The following is a 16,571-nucleotide window of genomic DNA, read 5'->3' as shown; positions in this document are numbered from 1 at the left end:
CGACACAGCGAAGAGCACCCTCCGGCGTCGCTGGAGCACGAAAACCTGCGCGGTCCTGGCTATTACCACTAACTGACGAACAGAGGAACAAACGGCATGAGCGATAACCTGTTAAATAAACTGACCCAACTTAAGCTCCCGGCAATGGCCGGGAGCCTGATACGCCAACGAGAAACGCCGCAGACCTACGACGAGCTGTCGTTCGAAGAGCGACTGGGCCTGCTGGTCGATGACGAGTTGCTGAACAGAGAGAACGGCCGTGTGGCACGTCTGAGAAAAAGCGCCAACCTGAAGTATCAGGCAGCCCCGGAGGGGCTGCATTACCCGGTCTCTCGGGGGCTGCGGGCCGACCAGATGCGTGAACTGCTGAACGGGCATTACATCACCCACAAGAAAAACCTGCTGATCACGGGTCCGACAGGGTGCGGAAAAAGCTGGGTAGCGAACGCGTTGGGTGAGCAGGCGTGCCGACAGAAACACAGCGTCCAGTACTGGCGCACGGGGCGGTTACTGGAAATGCTGGCGCAGGGCCGGGTTGACGGCAGTTGGCTACCGACAGTAGTGATGGTCATAACGAATCCCTCTGGGCTATGTTTACCCCATGATTGCACAATATTTAATCAGTCGCATATCCAGGGGAAGTCCCTTCCATTCGGTAAGCTTGTTTTATGAACAGACTTACCTGTAGCGACAGGGAGTGCTCCCGCGCCATACGCCGTTTTCCGTGGATTTTATCTAATCGGATAACCTGAATTCGATAATTTAAAAGCGATAGCAACTGAAACTAGCCTCTTAACCGCGTTGTACATTCCGTTACTCCCGAAACCCCGCGATCCAAATTCCTAACCATCAAGCATCAAAGTGAAAATGAGTAGATGATCACGTTGGCAATTGGCCGACCACACTGATAATTGTTATCTATGTGATCGACCAATACAGCAGCTTTTCCTTAGTCGTTTATGGAAATCCCTGAATTTCTCAGCATTATTGAGAGCTGAGAGTAACTTCTTTTTCAACGATGCCTTTGTAGATGTAAATATTCCTAATATATATAGTCTTTAGTGGGGAGGTGATATCATCATCTGTGCATACTCCAATACCGTATTCAATTAAATCATTATTATCTTGAGTGTTTTCTATTAAAGTCATTCCGCTATCGATGTGTAAATTATGTTGAAGCCCCTTACTGCTAACCCAGCTAGCGAAAGGACTAAAATAATATGAGGCTTCATCTTTTCTGCCAAAAGCTGAAATTTCTATATCGCTAGACTCAAGACTCACTTCAGCATACAGAGAAACACCATAAGCCCCAACAGTGGGATCATAAGACCCGAATAATTCCTTTAAAGTAAGCAAATTTGACAAACCATTTGGAACATATGGTTTTACTTCATAATCTGATGTTATTTCCAGAAAGCGACCTGTCGTATCATTACCTATCTTATAGGTAAAATTTGGATTGGCCACCCAGTCTTCATTAATTAAATCACCATCGAATAACTCTATTCGTGTTGCCTCTACTTCTTCTATAGAAACATCTCCAAAATAAACAGTTCCGTCACTACTTGAAAGTTCAATGGCAATAAAATGTGTATCTGCAGTAATCTCCGGAATACAAATTATTCTTTCGTAGCTGATGGTATCTGTAGTTTTTTTGTCTAGTATAATCTCAAGTTCGAACCCTGGAAGATAAATTGAGAAATTGCCCTTGTTACTTTGCTCGGCTTTCTTCATTTTAAAAGAAAATCTGAAAAAACCTGTATTTTTGAACAGATTGTCTAATTTTTTGGAGCGAAGTACATCACCCTGCTTAATCTCAACAAAATACTCTCCAGTTGACTCAACTATTACTGGGTCTCCTGATGCGATAGACCAATTTTCAAGACCATTTGCGAAATCATCATGAAAAACATAATCAGCAAGAGGGGTGCTCTTCTCATGAACTCTTGCATTATTATGGATTTTATTTTTAACACTATAATTTGTTTTCATTTTTATCCTTTAAGGTTTGATTGAAATATCAATGAGAAATTACTCGTCTCTGAATCCTAAAACTGTGAATTTGATTTTATTTATTATACGGATGAAAATTATTTCACTGCTGTTGATGAATGGTTGAATTTATAACCTGATCACTCCGCCCGCAACACAACGATGCCCGGTATCGAATGCATATATTCCATAAACGGCGAGTCCACCACTTTTTTGTTTGCAGCCAGCGAGGAGGCATTCCTGAACCACACCTGTCCATCGTGGCGAACCACGATACCCACATGTGAGACGTCCAGCCCGTCAAGCGGAGAGTAGACCCCGATATAATCCCCCGTTTTTCAGGTAGTTCATGACCTGCTGGTTGATGGCTTTTCCTGGAATGTAATTTATTTTACGAGGATGAATACTCAGACCAAGGATGTACTCGCTGCCACCAGGTTTGCGGTTAAGCTGCTTGTCAACAACGACATAATCAGGGCTGATATTTGGCGTGACGTCCCGGGCGTTACGCGGTGAGGTGGCGAACCAGTCAGACAAGAAGTGCCGGCGGCTGAGGTAGTCAACGTTGCCTCCGGTGTAGCGGGTTTTGGCAAGATTATTCAGGAACGTCTTTTGGTCACGGCTTCGTGTCAGGGCCTCAAGGGGTCCACCCTTCGGCCAGCGCACGTTTCTCCTGGCTGTGCCACTCGGAGGCCATGCGTGTCAGACGTAACCTTCTGAGCAACCTTTCAGGCGTATGGATATCGGTCACTGCAGGCCTTTTTCTGCATCAGGTTGTCATAACCCTGCAGGCTGTGCTGGACCAGTTTCCCGTCCGGCAGCGGGCGTTTATCTTTCACGCCCAGCCAGTTGAGCAGCTTCTGCAGATCCGGCTCTCCCGGCTCCGGCAGCAGCTGGTTCAGCCCCTTCGCGACCGCTGAGATGTCTTCCCGCTCTGCCGCCAGCTTCAGGGTATTAACCATGAGACGGCTGGCCAGCTGAGGGGCAAGACGTGAACACATCCGCTGCCACAGTTGTCGCCATTCATCATCCGGAAGGATGTCGTTGCGAAGCGTGATAGAACGCACCCGGTTTCATGACAAGGCTACTGCCAATGGGATGACGGGTTATATCCAGATTTCTGTTATAACAATACATCAGACGACTTTCCTGTCGCACGAAGCCATTGCGCATATCGGTCACGCTGGCAACCAGCCAGATGTGAGAGCCTGTAGGAAGTGATATCACCGTGTGTCCGCCTGCATTTCCCGGGTGAGCATCTGCAGTAGTCTGGCGTCAGTGTTCCCCGGATGCGCAGTGTGCCGGCAGGCAGAACTAACTCGCAACAGGGAGACTCTTTTATCTGAACAGATGGCAATGGAGCCGGATTTTCAGTCTCTGCAGTAAATTTTAGTGGCAGCAGTATCGCTGTATTCGCCTGTGTGGCGAGCCGTTCCTGCCGGTAAAGCCGTCGCCAGTTGAACAGCAGGTTGTCGTTAATATTATTTTACAGGGCCAGTTGTGCCACACTGACACCCGGCTGCATCGACTGTTCAACCAGGGGTATTTTGAATTCACGGGGAAAGTTAGGCTTCCGTGCGTAACAGGTATAACTTTAATACGTGTAATACTACAAAACATCATCTCTACAAAAAAGACACTTCAAAGTGTCTTTTTTGTAGAGATGTACGTGCTAAACTTTCTATGTGTACACTAAGATTACTTCTAAGTGTTTTTTCTGTAGAGGTATTACATGGATAAACTGGTCGCGATTAACACCCTGGATAAGTTCAGTCATCAGGGGCGATATGTATTTCATTTCAACGACTTGAAAAACATATTTTCCGATGAATCAGAGCGAACACTGAAGGCATCTCTCAAGCGTCTGGTCGATACGAACATCCTGACCCGCGCAACCCAGAGAGTCTATGTCTACAACCGTGCGCCAAAAGACAGTTTTATCCTTGAACATATCGTTAGAACAATCCGCCGGGGCGAGTATAACTACGTCAGCCTTGAGTCTGCTCTTTCACTGTATGGCGTGATCTCCCAGATCCCAGTGGACAGGTTGACGGTGATGACCACCGGAAGAGGTGGGGAATTTAAAACTCCCTGGGGAGTTATTGAGCTAACACATACACAAAGGTCCGTAAGCGATATCCTCAACGGTACGGTAGATACAAAATCACCCATTAAATTCGCTAAAAAAGAGACTGCACTGCGCGATCTTCATCGGGTTGGCCGAAATACACATTTGATTGATACTCGGGAGTTGAAAAATGTCTAAACAAGTGGCGTTTGATGCACTGGTTGAAGAAGCCATTCGCCAGGGGGGGCCGGCTAATTTACGACCCGTTATAGAAAAAGAGTTATTGCATTATGACATCCTTTTTTGCCTTTCTGAGGCCGGTTTACTTAAATCCCTGACCTTTCAGGGAGGCACTTCGTTACGACTGTGTTATGGCTCTAACCGCTTCAGTGAAGACCTTGATTTTGCTGGCGGGACTGAATTTTGCTCCGCTAATTTAGCACAAATGAAAGAGTGTATTGAAGATTACCTTGGAAAAAGATACGGGCTTGAAGTCACCGTTAAAGAACCAAACGAATTACGTGCAGAGCCTGAATATGCAGAAGTAAAAGTGGATAAGTGGCAAATTTCAGTTATGACAGCCCCGGAGCGTAAAGATCTTCCCGGACAACGTATCAAAATTGAAGTTGCTAATATTCCTGCTTATACCCATGTCTGGCGGCAGTTAGTTCGTAATTATACAGTGTTGCCTGATGGATATAGCGATACCTTGATAAGGGTTGAGACGCTCGAGGAAGTAATGGCCGATAAACTGGTGTCATTCCCTGCAACCACCCGCTATATCAGATACCGTGACATGTGGGATCTTCTTTGGTTAAAGCAACAAGGTGCAAAAACAGACGTAAATCTGGTTAACCAAAAAATCAAAGACTATAAAATTGATGGTTTTGAGAAAAATATCCTGGCCAGAGTTGACTCACTTCCCAATATTATCACAGAGGGCAACTTCTATAACGAAATGAAGCGATTTATTCCATCGTCAGTGTATGAAACAAGTCTGGGAAAAGAGGGGTTTTCTTCATTTTTACTGGATAGCCTGAAAGATTTACTGAACCAACTCAGAAAAGAGTTATATGCTGAAAATGATAAAAATAATTCATTTCAGTTATAAATAATTTCTCAACTTTTTATTGGTGTCTGGAGAAGTCAAATAAATTGTCGTGTCATTGATGCGACAATCTACATATCAAACCGCCAGAACGCCTCCCACGCGATCATTTTTGATTTTTTACAGCTTATAAGCTGTTATACCCTACAGGTTGTAAAAAGACGACGTCACCCTGCTCCCTCGACGGGTTGCAACGGGGAATTCATTAAACCCAGCACCGTAGCCTAATCTCCAGCTTCAAATTTTTCGCGCGAAATACCGAAAAAAGTGTGAATGATTCCTAACATCAGCCTTTTAGGCTAAGAACGACAACTGACAGTACCTTGATCACGACCCGCATGGCGGCATAACCGCAGAGACTCATCAGCAATAAGCCACACCTGGAGTATGGTTTTTTGATATACTGTTTTATAATAATTACATATGCTTAACCTGTATACAGGTAACTATAAAGGACCAATATTGATGAATGTTTCTGCACATAAGCTTTCTGATGGAATTGCACTGACGCTGCGTACGCCTGCCGGCAACAATACAAACCTCCCGGTGGTTGTCCTGTGTCACGGGTTCTGTGGCATTCAGGATATCCTCCTGCCTGCGTTTGCTGAGGCTTTTACACAAGCGGGTTTCGCGACGGTCACATTTGATTATCGGGGGTTTGGTGACAGTGAAGGAGAGCGTGGCCGTCTGGTCCCTACCATGCAGACTGACGATATCCTTTCCGTCATCGGGTGGGTAAAGGAACACCCCGGACTGGATACCCAGCGCATTGGGTTGTGGGGAACATCGTTTGGCGGGTGTCATGTCTTCGGTGCGGCAGCCAGAGCTCCGGAGGTAAACTGCATCGTCAGCCAGCTTGCATTTGCTGACGGTGAAGACATTGTCACCGGTAAAATGAATGTGGCGGAAAAAGAAGCCTTCCTTGCCACGCTGGATAAAATGGCCGAGAAGCAAAAAAACACCGGCAAGGAAATGTTTGTTAACATTACCCGGGTGCTGAACGATGTGGAATCAAAAGCTTTCTTTGAGGAAAATAAGGCTCAGTACCCGAAAATGGACATCAAAATCCCGTTCCTGACGGTCAGAGAAACGCTGCAGTATAAGCCGGCCCGCAATGCTTCGCTTGTAACCTGCCCTTCTCTGGTGGTGATTGCCGGAGAAGACACGGTCAACCCGCCTGAGCAGGGGAAAGCCCTGTTCGATGCCATTGGTGCAAAGGATAAGCAACTCTTTGAAGTGCGCGGTGCCCGCCATTACGATGTGTATACAGGCGAACATTTCAGACACGTCGCAGATGTTCAGGTTGCCTGGTTCAAAGAACACCTGTAGCCGTTTTCGCCGGGGAGAGAGTGACCTTATTAAACCCGCCTGAGAAATATCTGCACTTAAATACATAACAGCAAATAACAACCAGGAAATAATATGGATTCTTTAACGAAATTTGCTCTGGATATTTTACGTGACAGGAATTTTTCCAGACTGGATGAGGACGTCAGGGACGAAGTGCTGTCCCTGTTTCTTGATGATCATCACAAACCTTCAAAGGAAGGGAGAAGGATGCTGGCGCTCAATGCCGATCTGCTGGCAAAACAGTTGGGTGAGCCCCGACTGGAGGTGCTTTCAATGGATGTACTCATGGCCTGTGATAAAGCTGAAGTCCGTGACGTTCTGGCAAAAATGACTGACATTCTTCAGGCGCAGGTTTAGCATTATTGCCTGAATGAACACTTTCCCGGTACTGGCTCGATCGTGAACCGCAGGAGATGCTGGCCGAACGCAACGTGAATGTCGACCACTCCACGATTTACCGCTGGGTCCAGCGTTATGCACCTGAAAGGAAAAAACGGCTGCGCTGGTACTGACGACCCCCTTCAGGTTCTGCTCCTGGCATCTCGATGAAACTGATATCAGAGTTAATGGCCGGCGGGCTTATCTGTACCGTGCCGTTGAGAGCAAAGGCCGGACCATCTATTTTTATCCTTTCTCGTGCCGTAACAGTAAAGCGGCATATCGTTTTTTCGGGAAGATTTTAAATAACGTGAAAGGCTGGCAAATCCCCCCTACCTGTGGTCGCGCGCTGGCGTTACTGAAACGGGAGGATCGGTGTCCGCCTGATGTTGAACACCGACAGATCAAGTAACGGCACAACGCCATTGAATGCGATCACGGTAAGCTGAAACGGATAATCAGCGCGACGCCGGGGTGTATACGGGACAGGGTGATGCGAGCTCTGTGCAAAGGTCAGGCCGAATCATTTTATTTTGAGCATCCTCTGCGCGAGATGCATCTGGTAAGCCGGGTCTTTGAAATGTAAGGTATTAGACGTCAACTAGTTTTGCCGGACTGAGTTATTGTCGTCTCGTAGTAAGGCCTTTCACTAAAACTGAAGGCTACTTCATCACGAACTTTGCAACCGTGCCAATCGTCGGCGCCATGGTACTGCTCAGTAGTAGTGCCGTGATAGTAAAGCTGTTTATTTAAACCCTACCCAATAACATAAACATCACCTGTTGCCGGAGAGACTGGTCCCGGCAACCACAAGCGCCCCCATTTACCAGTACAATGACAAGCCATTATTTTATCGGGTTTGTGTCGGTGTAGAAACTGCCTTACCTTCCAGAGCCTGAGGGGTGATGCACAGCGCAGGTGAAAACCACCGAAAATGGCATGTATATGATTTATCCCGGTTATATGCTGGCAGTGGCGTACGGTATCAATCAGCCCACGATGAGCACAACCGATAAAAATGATCAGCCCAAAGTCGGATTTATAGATTAAAACCCCCTCATCTTTAACATAATCCGCTTTCGCATTCTTACGACCGATAACACCGTAAGCACACGGTTTGGCTACAGGGATTTCTCCCGACCACATAAAACGTTCCCCGATATGTACTGGGGTACTGCTGTACTCCATGCGAAAACGTGAAAAATCATTATGTAACGATAATTTTTTTATTCTGGCGGTATAGCCTGAAAACCTTACTGCAGAGTAGCGCTCACTCGCCACCACTGGATGGCATATTATCCGGCATGTATCAGGTAACCACGGAACACCGCCACAATGGTCATAGTGACCGTGGGAAAGTACAGTCGCGGTCAGGTTTGTCAAATCGACACCCATTAAACCTGCGTTATGCATGAAGCTATCATCAGGTCCGGTATCAAACAGAACTGAATCATTTTCATCCTGTATCAACAGACTGAGCCCAGCTTTAGCACGCAGCAAATTTTTAGAGCCTGGCTTAAGTCGGTTTTCCAGCAGGACGCTGATGGTTATGGACATGTTCGCTCTTCCCCTGAAATGTTTCGTTACCGCCAGGCTGCGATACCGCTGCGAGGTACCGTCAATAATACTCCATTCCTGGGGTGGAACACGATTTATATACAGGCAGCTTTTGCTCATCGACGGAATCTGGAGAAACGTGTTAACCGAAAAACTCCGCCCCCCCCCCGGCCCAACGGGGCGGAACAACATCGCTTTTAATAATGTATGTTGTAACTAGATACGCCGTAGCATTAAGTAATGCCGCTGGAAAGTGTGGGTGACGTACCCCGATTACGGCTACGCCTTGTCGTGACCACTCCGACAGCGCACAGAAGATTCTGTATCGCTTTTAGCGGGGTTAGGTATAGCAGCGCAAAGGTATTCTGTCAGACTGTATCCGGCTTCGCCGGCGCCATTCAGCGACAGTGCCATATTCACCATCAGCTGGCGCCTCCATGCCGCTGATGCGGCATCAACATCATCATAAATTTTCAGGTCATTGATATTCTGTTGCCATTGCATGCAATGTTAAACCGAAGTTTCATTATTATCGGTTCAAAATCGCAAAATGAAATTAACTATTTAAAACAATAATGTAGAAATATTAATTTCACCTAACAATTAGTTATGGCGATCATTATCATAACAAGGATAGATCTCACCTATTATTGGTAGGAGACCGATCGATAATAACCACTTTAAATTAACTGTCTTTATGGTTAGGGTTTGCTCAGGACATTCGTAAGGGATGGTATCGCCATCCGGTATTTATTTCCGGAACCGTTCATTACGGGCTGTCATCCATATTTGTCAGGCATAAATTATGTTGACTTTCATTTACGATAATACTGACCTGAAAGTTATCGTGTCTTCCCTTTCAGGGGCGATGGTCTGTATTCTCACGCAACAGCGATTTAGCCGCAGTCAGAGACCCGTTGCTTTTTTTGTTTCGTTTGTGATGGGGATTGTTGGGGCGGATACCACACTGGAAATCATCGGTATATTTGTACCCGGTGCCTTCAGCGGTGAGGGCGCTGTCGGGGCCTTTGTCTGCAGTGCGCTTGTGATCACAGTCATGATTAATATTACCGCCAGGATGGATTTCGCCATGAAAAAAGGAACAAAAAACAATTCCACCAGATATAAAAGATATAAAAACAGATGTAGCCTGACAATCCAGTCCGGGCCAGGAATATTAGCCGTTCTGATAGTGCTTAATAATATTGTTGGTTTACACCAGTAAGTAACTCCACTTTTCTGTCCGCAGTGAATGTATGCATGGCGTTATATTGAATTAAAAGAAACGACTAATTTTATATTTTCCATATAGATAACGATATCTTATCACAATGTCCTTAAAAGGAGAGTAAACATGAGTTGTCCTTCACAAATTAGCTACTCATACCCGGCGGGTACATATACTGCTTATAGCACTAATCTTTTTGATTTTTCTGGCTCTTTGCAGGTGTCGCTGACGTTTACGAATAAATCAGATGACACACTTTCTCTTTCAACCCCCCAGGTGTGGACTACAACTGGCTTACCACCTGCCCCAACAGGGGATGTAGAGCTCCCGGCTTTCCAGCTAATTAGCACGCCCCCGGAAGTTAAGCCTGGCGAGGAGTTCGTTATCCAGGGCATAGTTGATTTGTCTTTGGTCAAAAAAGGTAATAAATATCTCACATTCAGGCCACAAATTTCTAACGGCGCCTGGTTTGGTGATGTGGAAAAATTTGCTCCTGTCGTGTCGGCCACATTTATTTGTCTGCCTGAAAAAGAAGAAACAAAAGATATCACATATAAAATTACCTGATGTGACATCTTGATACTTCAGATTGAGCTCTGTGTGCTTAATTTAAAATTCAAATGCCTTTGAAAGGAGTAAAATTATGATTATTGATATTAAAGATATCCCGGTTGTTCCAGCTCATAGCTCAATGATTATTGGTAACGAAATGGTATTCGATGAACCAATCATTCTGGGGGGCAACCATCATGCTCTGATTGGAAATCAAGGCCCTGCTGCATCAATTAAAATTGTTTGTGAAATTGTTACGACCAAAAACGGTGAATATAAAGAGGCAGGTGAAATCATTGTTCCGGTGAGTCAAACAACTTTAACTACAATGGATTTACCTTTAACGGCTGTTTATAAGTTAAGATTTGTAGCTCACAATGATACAGATGAGACAGCAACAGTTATCATATTTTTGTCTTAACTTTCTTTACTCAGTAATGTCAGAATATCTGTCTGACATTACTGAGGTTAACCATACAATCTATGAAAATCGTCATTTTTATCACTGGAACCTGAGGGTTAATGCTAAAATTCCTGTCAAAATCAATGTGTTGAACTGTGGTAGCACTGCTGGCGCCATTTTAACTACAGACTGGCGGTGATGCCATTCTCAGACGCGAGTTTAGCAATCGACACCCCAGGTTCACAGAAAGCCGCAACGAGCCATCGTTTAAATCCGGGAGAATAATTAGGGCAGCCCTTACGTCTGCCGGGAGTCACTTTTTTGCGCCTATCTGACACGTTGGTTCCCACCATTCCGATATGCGGCCCGGGTATTACGGCGCGGGGAGAGATAAAAATCGATGGTGCGCCCTCTGTTGTCAACGGCCCGGTACAGGTAACCCCACAGGCCATTAACGTTGATATCAGTTTCATCAAGATGCCATGAGCCGAACCCGGAAGGGTTTCGCCAGTACCAGCGCAGCCGTTTTTTCCTTTCAGGTGCATAACGCTGAATCCAGCGATAAATGGTGGTGTGATCGACATTCACGCCGCATTCGGCCAGCATCTCCTGCAGCTCACGATAGCTGATACCCTATTTGTAGTACCAGCGTTCTGCCCAGAGAGTGATGTCTCACTGAAAATCCCGGCCTTTAAATACGTTCATGAGTTGCGTGGTGACTGATGAAAATGGGTGCAAAGTTTATCAATGCGACGATCTTTGCAACAGTGCCACCTCAGCTCCGGTATAATACTGCCTGATGAGCACACGTAAACCAACGGAGACGCGGAATGTCAGGCAGAAAAGGAAAGGGCGGGAAGTCACCGGTTCCCCACGACGGGCTGTTTAAAACCTTCCTGACCCACACGGATACCGCCCGGGATTTTCTGGCCCTGCATCTGCCCGCAGAGCTGCTGCAGCTGTGTGACCTGACCACCCTGCAGCTGGAGTCCGGCTCCTTTATTGAGGAAAACCTGCGAACCTGTTTTGCCGACGTGCTGTACTCCCTGAAAACCACAGAGGGAGAGGGATACATCTATACGCTCATTGAGCACCAGAGCAGTCCTGACAGGCATATGGCGTTCAGACTCATGCGGTACGTGCGACCAGAAGTCGCTTAATGTATTGTTTTGACAAAATATGTACAAAACCAGTCATCCCATTGACTGTAGTCTAGCCGGAGTGCGTCGCTGGCAACGGCGGGGTTCTGAGCCCGGTGATAATGAACCCTTCCGAAAGGATAAGAGATTTTGCGAGAAAAATCTGATGTCTGGGAGCACCACCCGGACAAGGGGCTAGGCTGATCAGTACGGCTAACACACGTGAACTGCCGAAGAAAGACCGTCATTAGTAACAGGCCAAAGATGCTGAAAGGCCTGAACCAAAAGGTATGTAGCTGGCTATCCGGTTGTATCGTCCGGATACATGGGTATTAAGCTACCGGTCCACAGGCAGAGCCTAACCCGATCTTGTACATTAAGCGGAACTGGGTAAGCCCGTATCACTGCCTTGTCTGGCAGGCGAAACGTAAGGGACGCTGTGAGTGATGCGGGTACAGGAGGATGGAAAAAGCGAATGCCGCACTGTAATGGTCCGGACAGGGGATCGAACTTTGCCCCACCCGAAAGGGGGCCCACTTCCATCTGGTCTTTAATCGTTTGAACTACTGTAAAGCGACCAACAGGGGGCAAGCAAGATGAGTATGCTGGCAAAGATACCTGCGGCCCCCCACCCAGACGGCTGGCATTCCATAGACTGGAAACTCCACCATCAAAAGGTGAGGAAGCTACAGTCACGGATAGCGAAGGCAACGTTGAACAAGCAAAGGCGCAGAGTCAAATCTCTGCAACGGATGCTTGTCCGCTCGTTTTCTGCAAAAGTACTTGCCGTTAAGCGAGTGACTGAAAATCGCGGGCGTAAAACACCCGGTGTCGATAAACAACTCTGGAACACCCCCGACAGTAAATGGAAAGCTGTATTCCAGCTTATAAGGAAAGGATATAAACCCAATCCTCTTAGACGGATACATATTCCAAAAGCTAACGGGAAGCTTCGGCCGTTGGGTATTCCCACGATGAGAGACAGGGCTATGCAGGCACTCTATTTGCTGGCACTGGATCCCGTCGCAGAAACTACTGCTGATCCTAACAGTTATGGATTTCGCCCCGGAAGAAGTACCGCCGACGCAATGGCGCAGGTTTTTAACTGTCTCTGCCGCAAAACAGCGCCGGGGTGGATACTGGAAGGGGATATCAAAGGTTGCTTCGATAATATCAGCCACGACTGGTTGCTTGAAAATATCCCAATGGACAGGCAAATACGCAGAAAATGGTTGAAATCCGGATATAGGGAGAAAGGCGTCCTCAACAACACCCACACCGGGACACCCCAGGGAAGTCCCTGCTCCCCGGTACTTGCCAACATGTGTCTTGATAAACTGGAGCGGATACTTAACGAGCACCCCGCAATCAGCAAGACCACAGTCGAAGGCAGGAAAAACAGGGTGCACTATGTGAGGTTCGCTGATGATTTCATCTGTACCAGTAGATCAAAAGAAGTGCTGAAAGACGTCGTTCTGCCCATAATCACGGTATTCATGCAGGAACGTGGTCTGGTGCTCTCAGATGAGAAAACAACAATCACACATATAGACGAGGGTTTTGACTTTTTAGGGCAGAACGTCAGGAAATACAAGGGGAAATTATTAATTAAACCCTCGAAGAAAAACCTGAAATCCTTCCCGAAGAAAGTCAGGTCAACCATAGAAGCAAACAAAACGGTTACGACGGTCAGACTGATTGCGTTACTCAATCCAATGATCCGGGGATGGGCTAACTATCACCGACACAAAGTATCCAAAGAAATTTACAACTATGCAGACCACCATATCTGGAGAAAGATCTGGCAATGGTGTCGAAGGCGACACCCCAATAAAGGGAGATGCTGGGTAGCCGCGAAATATTTCCGGTCCACAGGCAACAGGAGCTGGATATTTCACGGTACAGAGCAGAACGGTAAGAAACATGAATTAATCCGTGCAAGCTCAACACCCATTGAACGCTATGTCAAAATCAGGTCAGAAGCGACCCCCTACCCGGAGTGCCGCCGAAAAGGCTTTCCTCGATATGCTGGGTGTATTCGCGGAATTTGAAACCAAACAGCGTCGTGAACGTCAGATAGAAGGCATCGCTGCCGCCAAGGCGCGAGGGGTCTACCGTGGCCGCAAACCGTCCATTGATCCTGCCGAGGTGTACCGCCTGTATGTGGACGAGAAAATAGGCGCCACGGCTATTGCCCGCCAGCTGGGTATCGGACGGGCATCGGTCTACCGAGTGCTGGATAACTATGAGCAGCCGGCGTAAATCCATCCCGTCAGACTCCCTGCCGCCAAAAAGTCCTGAACGGGCCTTTCAGATCGCCACTATCGCTCAGCTGTACGGCGTTTCTACCACCACGGTTTACCGCTCCCTCCATCGCACACTCCGCCCCCGCACGGCTCACCGTCGGGATCATGGCCGCCCGCAGGTGATGTCCCGCGCGGACTTGGAATATTACTGCGAGTTGATCGCCGCGCTGAAGCTGCGCACCACCAACAAAGCCGGGCGTCATCTATCGACCGGGCGTGCAATACAGTTGCTTGAAGAGTATGGCGTGGAAACGCTGCAGGGCCTGGTCAGGGCGCCTGCCGGTGTGCTGAGTGTGCCCACGGTCAACAGCTGGCTCTCACTGTACCGTCTCGACCAGCCCCGACTGCTGCGGGAGCCCCCGGCCACCCGGTTTCAGGCGGAATACAGCAATGACTGCTGACAGTTTGATATGTCGCCTTCCGACCTGAAACATATCGACCGTCCTGAGTGGGTTGACCCTGTCCGGGGCGAGCCCACCCTGATGCTGTTCAGCGTGGTGGATGATCGCAGCGGTGTGGCCTGGCAGGAATACCGTTGAGTGTATGGCGAAGATGCCGAATCCGCCCTGCGGTTTCTGTTTAATGCCATGTCAGCAAAGACCAGCCCTGATTGTCCGTTCCGGGGACGACCCCGCATGCGGTACCTCGATAATGGTCCGGTGGCCAAAAGCCGCGTCTTTCGCAATGTGATGCAGTCCCTCCAGATCGACTGGCAGAAACATGTACCAACGGGTAAGGATGGTTCCCTGACAACAGCCCGGGCCAAGGGGAAGGTTGAACGACCTTTTCGTACCGTCACCATCGTCTCGACACCAACAGATAACGATGACGGTACGTACACGGCTGAACTGACCGGCACCTCTGCGGGTACCGCCAGTATTGGCGTGACCATCGGTGGTACGGCACTGGCGCTTACCCCCGCCCCTGTTGAACTGGTCGCAGGTAAGCCGGACGCGGGTAAATCAACCTTTGAAACCGACCCGAAAAGCATTGATGCCGATGGCAGTACAGAGTCCACCCTGACCTTTACCGCGAAGGATACGTACGGTAATGCAGTCACCGGTGCCACTGATAAAGTGTCTTTCAGCGTGAAGGACAGCAATGGCGGCACGCCAGCGGATGGCACCGTTACCGTCAGTAGCGTAACAGAAAGCAGTACACCGGGTATTTACACGGCCACCCTGAAAGGCACGCTGGCGGGCACCTACATTGTATTGCCGCAGTTCGGTGGCACTACGGTGGGTGGGCTCAACGACACCGTTACGCTTACTCCCGGCGAACCGAACCAGGTGAAGTCTTCCATTACGGTGGGCAAGACCATCTACACGTCGGGCGACGACATGACGGTGACCCTGAAGGACAAGGGCGGTAATCCGGTGAAACGCAGTGCCGCCCCGCTTAAGTGAACGGCATTACCCGTTAGGGGGCTTCTTTTAAGATGTGCGGCAATCTAAATATGAAATGCAACTCGCTTGCCTGTTGGCAGCTCCACATCGAGGCTTAGCTTTCCTCCCATAGCCTCGATGTAGCGTTTCAAGGTAGCCAGCTTCAGCTCATTCCCGCGCTGTTCCAACTGAGTGATTGCAGGCTGGCTAACGCCCATAACCTCTGCTACATGCTTTTGTGATAGCTGCAGCTCCTCACGCATCATCTGTAAGCCGACTTCTAAAACCATTTCGTCGGTCATTTCCTTAATTCTGGCCTGGCTCTCCGGGGAGCGGCCAGCGATGACTTCATCTAACGTTCTCATTTTTTGCTCTCCAGGTTGTTAAGATGCGCTGCGAACTCTTCCTCTGCAATACGCACCAACTTGTCGTAAAATCGCTTGTCGTTACTCTTATCACCGGCGCATAAAATTATGGCTCGTCTGATAGGATCAAAGGCGTAGAACGCTCTGATTGGATGCCCTGCATACTGTACACGAAGCTCTTTCATATTTTTGTATCGGGAGCTTTTAATCGTATCAGCATAAGGCCTGGGCAACTCTGGACCATACACTTTTAGTTTACCCAAGTCAGCCAGCACCTTATCTTGTAATGCTTCATCCTGCTCACTCAACCAATCGTCAAAACGCTGGCTGAAAAGTATCGTCCACATGTCCATTATCCCTATAAGCTATGGCTTATGCTTGAAGTGTATAACCCATAGCTTATAAATTCAAGAAAAAGCGGCCTATTTAACATACGTGGTCGCCCCTGCTTGCCAGGCACCCATGTTAAAAAAGTCAGCCGCGTAAGATTGCAGTCATACATCCGGACTCAGATTATTAGGCGACAATTACCCCGTCCGCCGTGTTGCCTCACCAGTTAATGTTACTTTCTTGCTTCAGCTAAAATGTTACCATCAGCACGGGTTCCGTAGACCAGTTCTCTTACCACTCTGACCCGCCATTCCTGTAACCTCCGGTGCAGTATTCTGCGATGGCCTTCGGTGAATTTACCCGGATGTGCGTCTTCAGGCCTGAGAAGTAATTCGGTGCTGCCCGGCTGC

General features: G+C 48.0%; 14 protein-coding genes and 9 pseudogenes. 14 read left to right on the top strand and 9 right to left on the bottom strand.

Features of this window, described 5'->3' with window-relative positions; genetic code table 11:
• Positions 1-96 precede the first annotated feature (96 nt).
• Positions 97-552, top strand: a pseudogene (locus FU672_RS22765) (ATP-binding protein); the annotation flags it as partial.
• 432 nt (positions 553-984) lie between these two features.
• On the opposite strand, the gene FU672_RS22760 reads toward FU672_RS22765, so the two are convergent.
• The 4 genes and pseudogenes from FU672_RS22760 to FU672_RS25485 all read right to left on the bottom strand — a co-directional run.
• Positions 985-1,992 carry a hypothetical protein gene (locus FU672_RS22760; RefSeq protein WP_148244927.1) on the bottom strand — a complete coding sequence of 336 codons (1,008 nt, stop codon included), beginning with the start codon at positions 1,990-1,992 and terminating at the stop codon, positions 985-987.
• 140 nt (positions 1,993-2,132) lie between these two features.
• Positions 2,133-2,634, bottom strand: a pseudogene (locus tag FU672_RS22755) (N-acetylmuramoyl-L-alanine amidase-like domain-containing protein); the annotation flags it as partial.
• A gap of 86 nt (positions 2,635-2,720) precedes the next feature.
• Positions 2,721-3,096: pseudogene (locus FU672_RS22750) on the bottom strand (IS21 family transposase); the annotation flags it as partial.
• 18 nt (positions 3,097-3,114) lie between these two features.
• Positions 3,115-3,219 (bottom strand): annotated as a pseudogene (locus FU672_RS25485) (IS66 family insertion sequence element accessory protein TnpB); the annotation flags it as partial.
• Between the two features lie 505 nt (positions 3,220-3,724).
• Between FU672_RS25485 and abiEi the strand changes: the two are divergent.
• The 5 genes and pseudogenes from abiEi to FU672_RS22725 all read left to right on the top strand — a co-directional run.
• Entirely contained in the window at positions 3,725-4,258 is a 534-nt protein-coding gene (abiEi, locus tag FU672_RS22745) for a type IV toxin-antitoxin system AbiEi family antitoxin (RefSeq protein WP_148244926.1), read from the top strand.
• A complete protein-coding gene (locus FU672_RS22740) occupies positions 4,251-5,171 on the top strand; it encodes a nucleotidyl transferase AbiEii/AbiGii toxin family protein (RefSeq protein WP_148244924.1) in 921 nt (306 codons plus the stop codon). Before abiEi ends, FU672_RS22740 begins: the two co-directional genes overlap by 8 nt.
• Positions 5,172-5,633: 462 nt before the next feature.
• Positions 5,634-6,497: a UilS family quorum-quenching N-acyl-homoserine lactonase gene (gene uilS, locus FU672_RS22735; RefSeq protein ID WP_148244961.1), complete on the top strand. Its 864-nt coding sequence runs from the start codon at positions 5,634-5,636 to the stop codon at positions 6,495-6,497.
• 93 nt (positions 6,498-6,590) lie between these two features.
• On the top strand, positions 6,591-6,875 hold the full coding sequence (locus FU672_RS22730) for a hypothetical protein (protein WP_148244922.1): 285 nt from the start codon (positions 6,591-6,593) through the stop codon (positions 6,873-6,875).
• A gap of 41 nt (positions 6,876-6,916) precedes the next feature.
• Positions 6,917-7,482: pseudogene (locus tag FU672_RS22725) on the top strand (IS6 family transposase); the annotation flags it as partial.
• A gap of 170 nt (positions 7,483-7,652) precedes the next feature.
• On the opposite strand, the gene FU672_RS22720 reads toward FU672_RS22725, so the two are convergent.
• Positions 7,653-8,453 carry an MBL fold metallo-hydrolase gene (locus FU672_RS22720; protein WP_148244920.1) on the bottom strand — a complete coding sequence of 267 codons (801 nt, stop codon included), beginning with the start codon at positions 8,451-8,453 and terminating at the stop codon, positions 7,653-7,655.
• An 805-nt stretch (positions 8,454-9,258) separates the two neighbouring features.
• Between FU672_RS22720 and FU672_RS22715 the strand changes: the two genes are divergently transcribed.
• The 3 genes from FU672_RS22715 to FU672_RS22705 all read left to right on the top strand — a co-directional run bounded on the left by FU672_RS22715 (position 9,259) and on the right by FU672_RS22705 (position 10,654).
• Positions 9,259-9,678: a putative holin gene (locus tag FU672_RS22715; RefSeq protein WP_148244919.1), complete on the top strand. Its 420-nt coding sequence runs from the start codon at positions 9,259-9,261 to the stop codon at positions 9,676-9,678.
• Between the two features lie 129 nt (positions 9,679-9,807).
• Positions 9,808-10,248 carry a hypothetical protein gene (locus tag FU672_RS22710; RefSeq protein WP_148244918.1) on the top strand — a complete coding sequence of 147 codons (441 nt, stop codon included), beginning with the start codon at positions 9,808-9,810 and terminating at the stop codon, positions 10,246-10,248.
• 76 nt (positions 10,249-10,324) lie between these two features.
• Positions 10,325-10,654 (top strand): hypothetical protein, encoded by a 330-nt coding sequence (locus FU672_RS22705; protein ID WP_148244917.1) that lies wholly within the window; start codon positions 10,325-10,327, stop codon positions 10,652-10,654.
• Positions 10,655-10,990: 336 nt separating this feature from the next.
• On the opposite strand, the pseudogene FU672_RS22695 reads toward FU672_RS22705, so the two are convergent.
• Positions 10,991-11,305, bottom strand: a pseudogene (locus FU672_RS22695) (IS6 family transposase); the annotation flags it as partial.
• A 161-nt stretch (positions 11,306-11,466) separates the two neighbouring features.
• On the opposite strand from FU672_RS22695, the pseudogene FU672_RS22690 reads away from it, so the two are divergent.
• The 5 genes and pseudogenes from FU672_RS22690 to FU672_RS22670 form a co-directional block, all read left to right on the top strand.
• A pseudogene (locus FU672_RS22690) lies at positions 11,467-11,775 on the top strand (Rpn family recombination-promoting nuclease/putative transposase); the annotation flags it as partial.
• Between the two features lie 596 nt (positions 11,776-12,371).
• Complete coding sequence (ltrA, locus tag FU672_RS22685; protein WP_148244916.1) at positions 12,372-13,826, top strand: group II intron reverse transcriptase/maturase; 1,455 nt, start codon at positions 12,372-12,374, stop codon at positions 13,824-13,826.
• Positions 13,768-14,037, top strand: a pseudogene (locus FU672_RS22680) (helix-turn-helix domain-containing protein); the annotation flags it as partial. The gene ltrA and the pseudogene FU672_RS22680, both read left to right, overlap by 59 nt.
• Positions 14,021-14,878 (top strand): annotated as a pseudogene (locus tag FU672_RS25260) (transposase family protein); the annotation flags it as partial. The pseudogenes FU672_RS22680 and FU672_RS25260, both read left to right, overlap by 17 nt.
• A 3-nt stretch (positions 14,879-14,881) precedes the next feature.
• On the top strand, positions 14,882-15,487 hold the full coding sequence (locus FU672_RS22670) for an invasin domain 3-containing protein (RefSeq protein ID WP_262349052.1): 606 nt from the start codon (positions 14,882-14,884) through the stop codon (positions 15,485-15,487).
• 44 nt (positions 15,488-15,531) lie between these two features.
• Here the strand turns inward: FU672_RS22670 and FU672_RS22665 are convergent, their stop codons facing one another.
• From FU672_RS22665 to FU672_RS25590, 3 genes are all read right to left on the bottom strand, one after another.
• A complete protein-coding gene (locus FU672_RS22665) occupies positions 15,532-15,831 on the bottom strand; it encodes a helix-turn-helix domain-containing protein (protein WP_086513084.1) in 300 nt (99 codons plus the stop codon).
• Positions 15,828-16,178, bottom strand: coding sequence for a type II toxin-antitoxin system RelE/ParE family toxin (locus FU672_RS22660; RefSeq protein ID WP_148244914.1), 351 nt, complete (start codon positions 16,176-16,178; stop codon positions 15,828-15,830). Before FU672_RS22660 ends, FU672_RS22665 begins: the two co-directional genes overlap by 4 nt.
• 215 nt (positions 16,179-16,393) lie before the next feature.
• On the bottom strand, positions 16,394-16,571 hold a 178-nt coding region (locus FU672_RS25590), incomplete at its 5' end, for a hypothetical protein (protein WP_508610039.1).

The sequence above is a fragment of the Enterobacter asburiae genome (assembly GCF_008080435.1).
Taxonomy (GTDB): domain Bacteria; phylum Pseudomonadota; class Gammaproteobacteria; order Enterobacterales; family Enterobacteriaceae; genus Enterobacter; species Enterobacter asburiae_C.
The sequence above is the reverse complement of the archived record's forward strand: the minus strand, read 5'-3'. Positions and strand labels throughout refer to the sequence as shown.

Excerpts from the sequence above, each read along its gene's own strand:
- FU672_RS22705 (WP_148244917.1), top strand. The coding sequence starts at position 10,325 with ATGATTATTGATATTAAAGATATCCCGGTTGTTCCAGCTCATAGCTCA.
- FU672_RS22720 (WP_148244920.1), bottom strand. The coding sequence starts at position 8,453 with ATGTCCATAACCATCAGCGTCCTGCTGGAAAACCGACTTAAGCCAGGC.
- FU672_RS22740 (WP_148244924.1), top strand. The coding sequence starts at position 4,251 with ATGTCTAAACAAGTGGCGTTTGATGCACTGGTTGAAGAAGCCATTCGC.
- uilS (WP_148244961.1), top strand. The coding sequence starts at position 5,634 with ATGAATGTTTCTGCACATAAGCTTTCTGATGGAATTGCACTGACGCTG.
- FU672_RS22760 (WP_148244927.1), bottom strand. The coding sequence starts at position 1,992 with ATGAAAACAAATTATAGTGTTAAAAATAAAATCCATAATAATGCAAGA.
- FU672_RS22730 (WP_148244922.1), top strand. The coding sequence starts at position 6,591 with ATGGATTCTTTAACGAAATTTGCTCTGGATATTTTACGTGACAGGAAT.
- abiEi (WP_148244926.1), top strand. The coding sequence starts at position 3,725 with ATGGATAAACTGGTCGCGATTAACACCCTGGATAAGTTCAGTCATCAG.
- FU672_RS22660 (WP_148244914.1), bottom strand. The coding sequence starts at position 16,178 with ATGTGGACGATACTTTTCAGCCAGCGTTTTGACGATTGGTTGAGTGAG.
- ltrA (WP_148244916.1), top strand. The coding sequence starts at position 12,372 with ATGAGTATGCTGGCAAAGATACCTGCGGCCCCCCACCCAGACGGCTGG.
- FU672_RS22710 (WP_148244918.1), top strand. The coding sequence starts at position 9,808 with ATGAGTTGTCCTTCACAAATTAGCTACTCATACCCGGCGGGTACATAT.
- FU672_RS22715 (WP_148244919.1), top strand. The coding sequence starts at position 9,259 with ATGTTGACTTTCATTTACGATAATACTGACCTGAAAGTTATCGTGTCT.
- FU672_RS22665 (WP_086513084.1), bottom strand. The coding sequence starts at position 15,831 with ATGAGAACGTTAGATGAAGTCATCGCTGGCCGCTCCCCGGAGAGCCAG.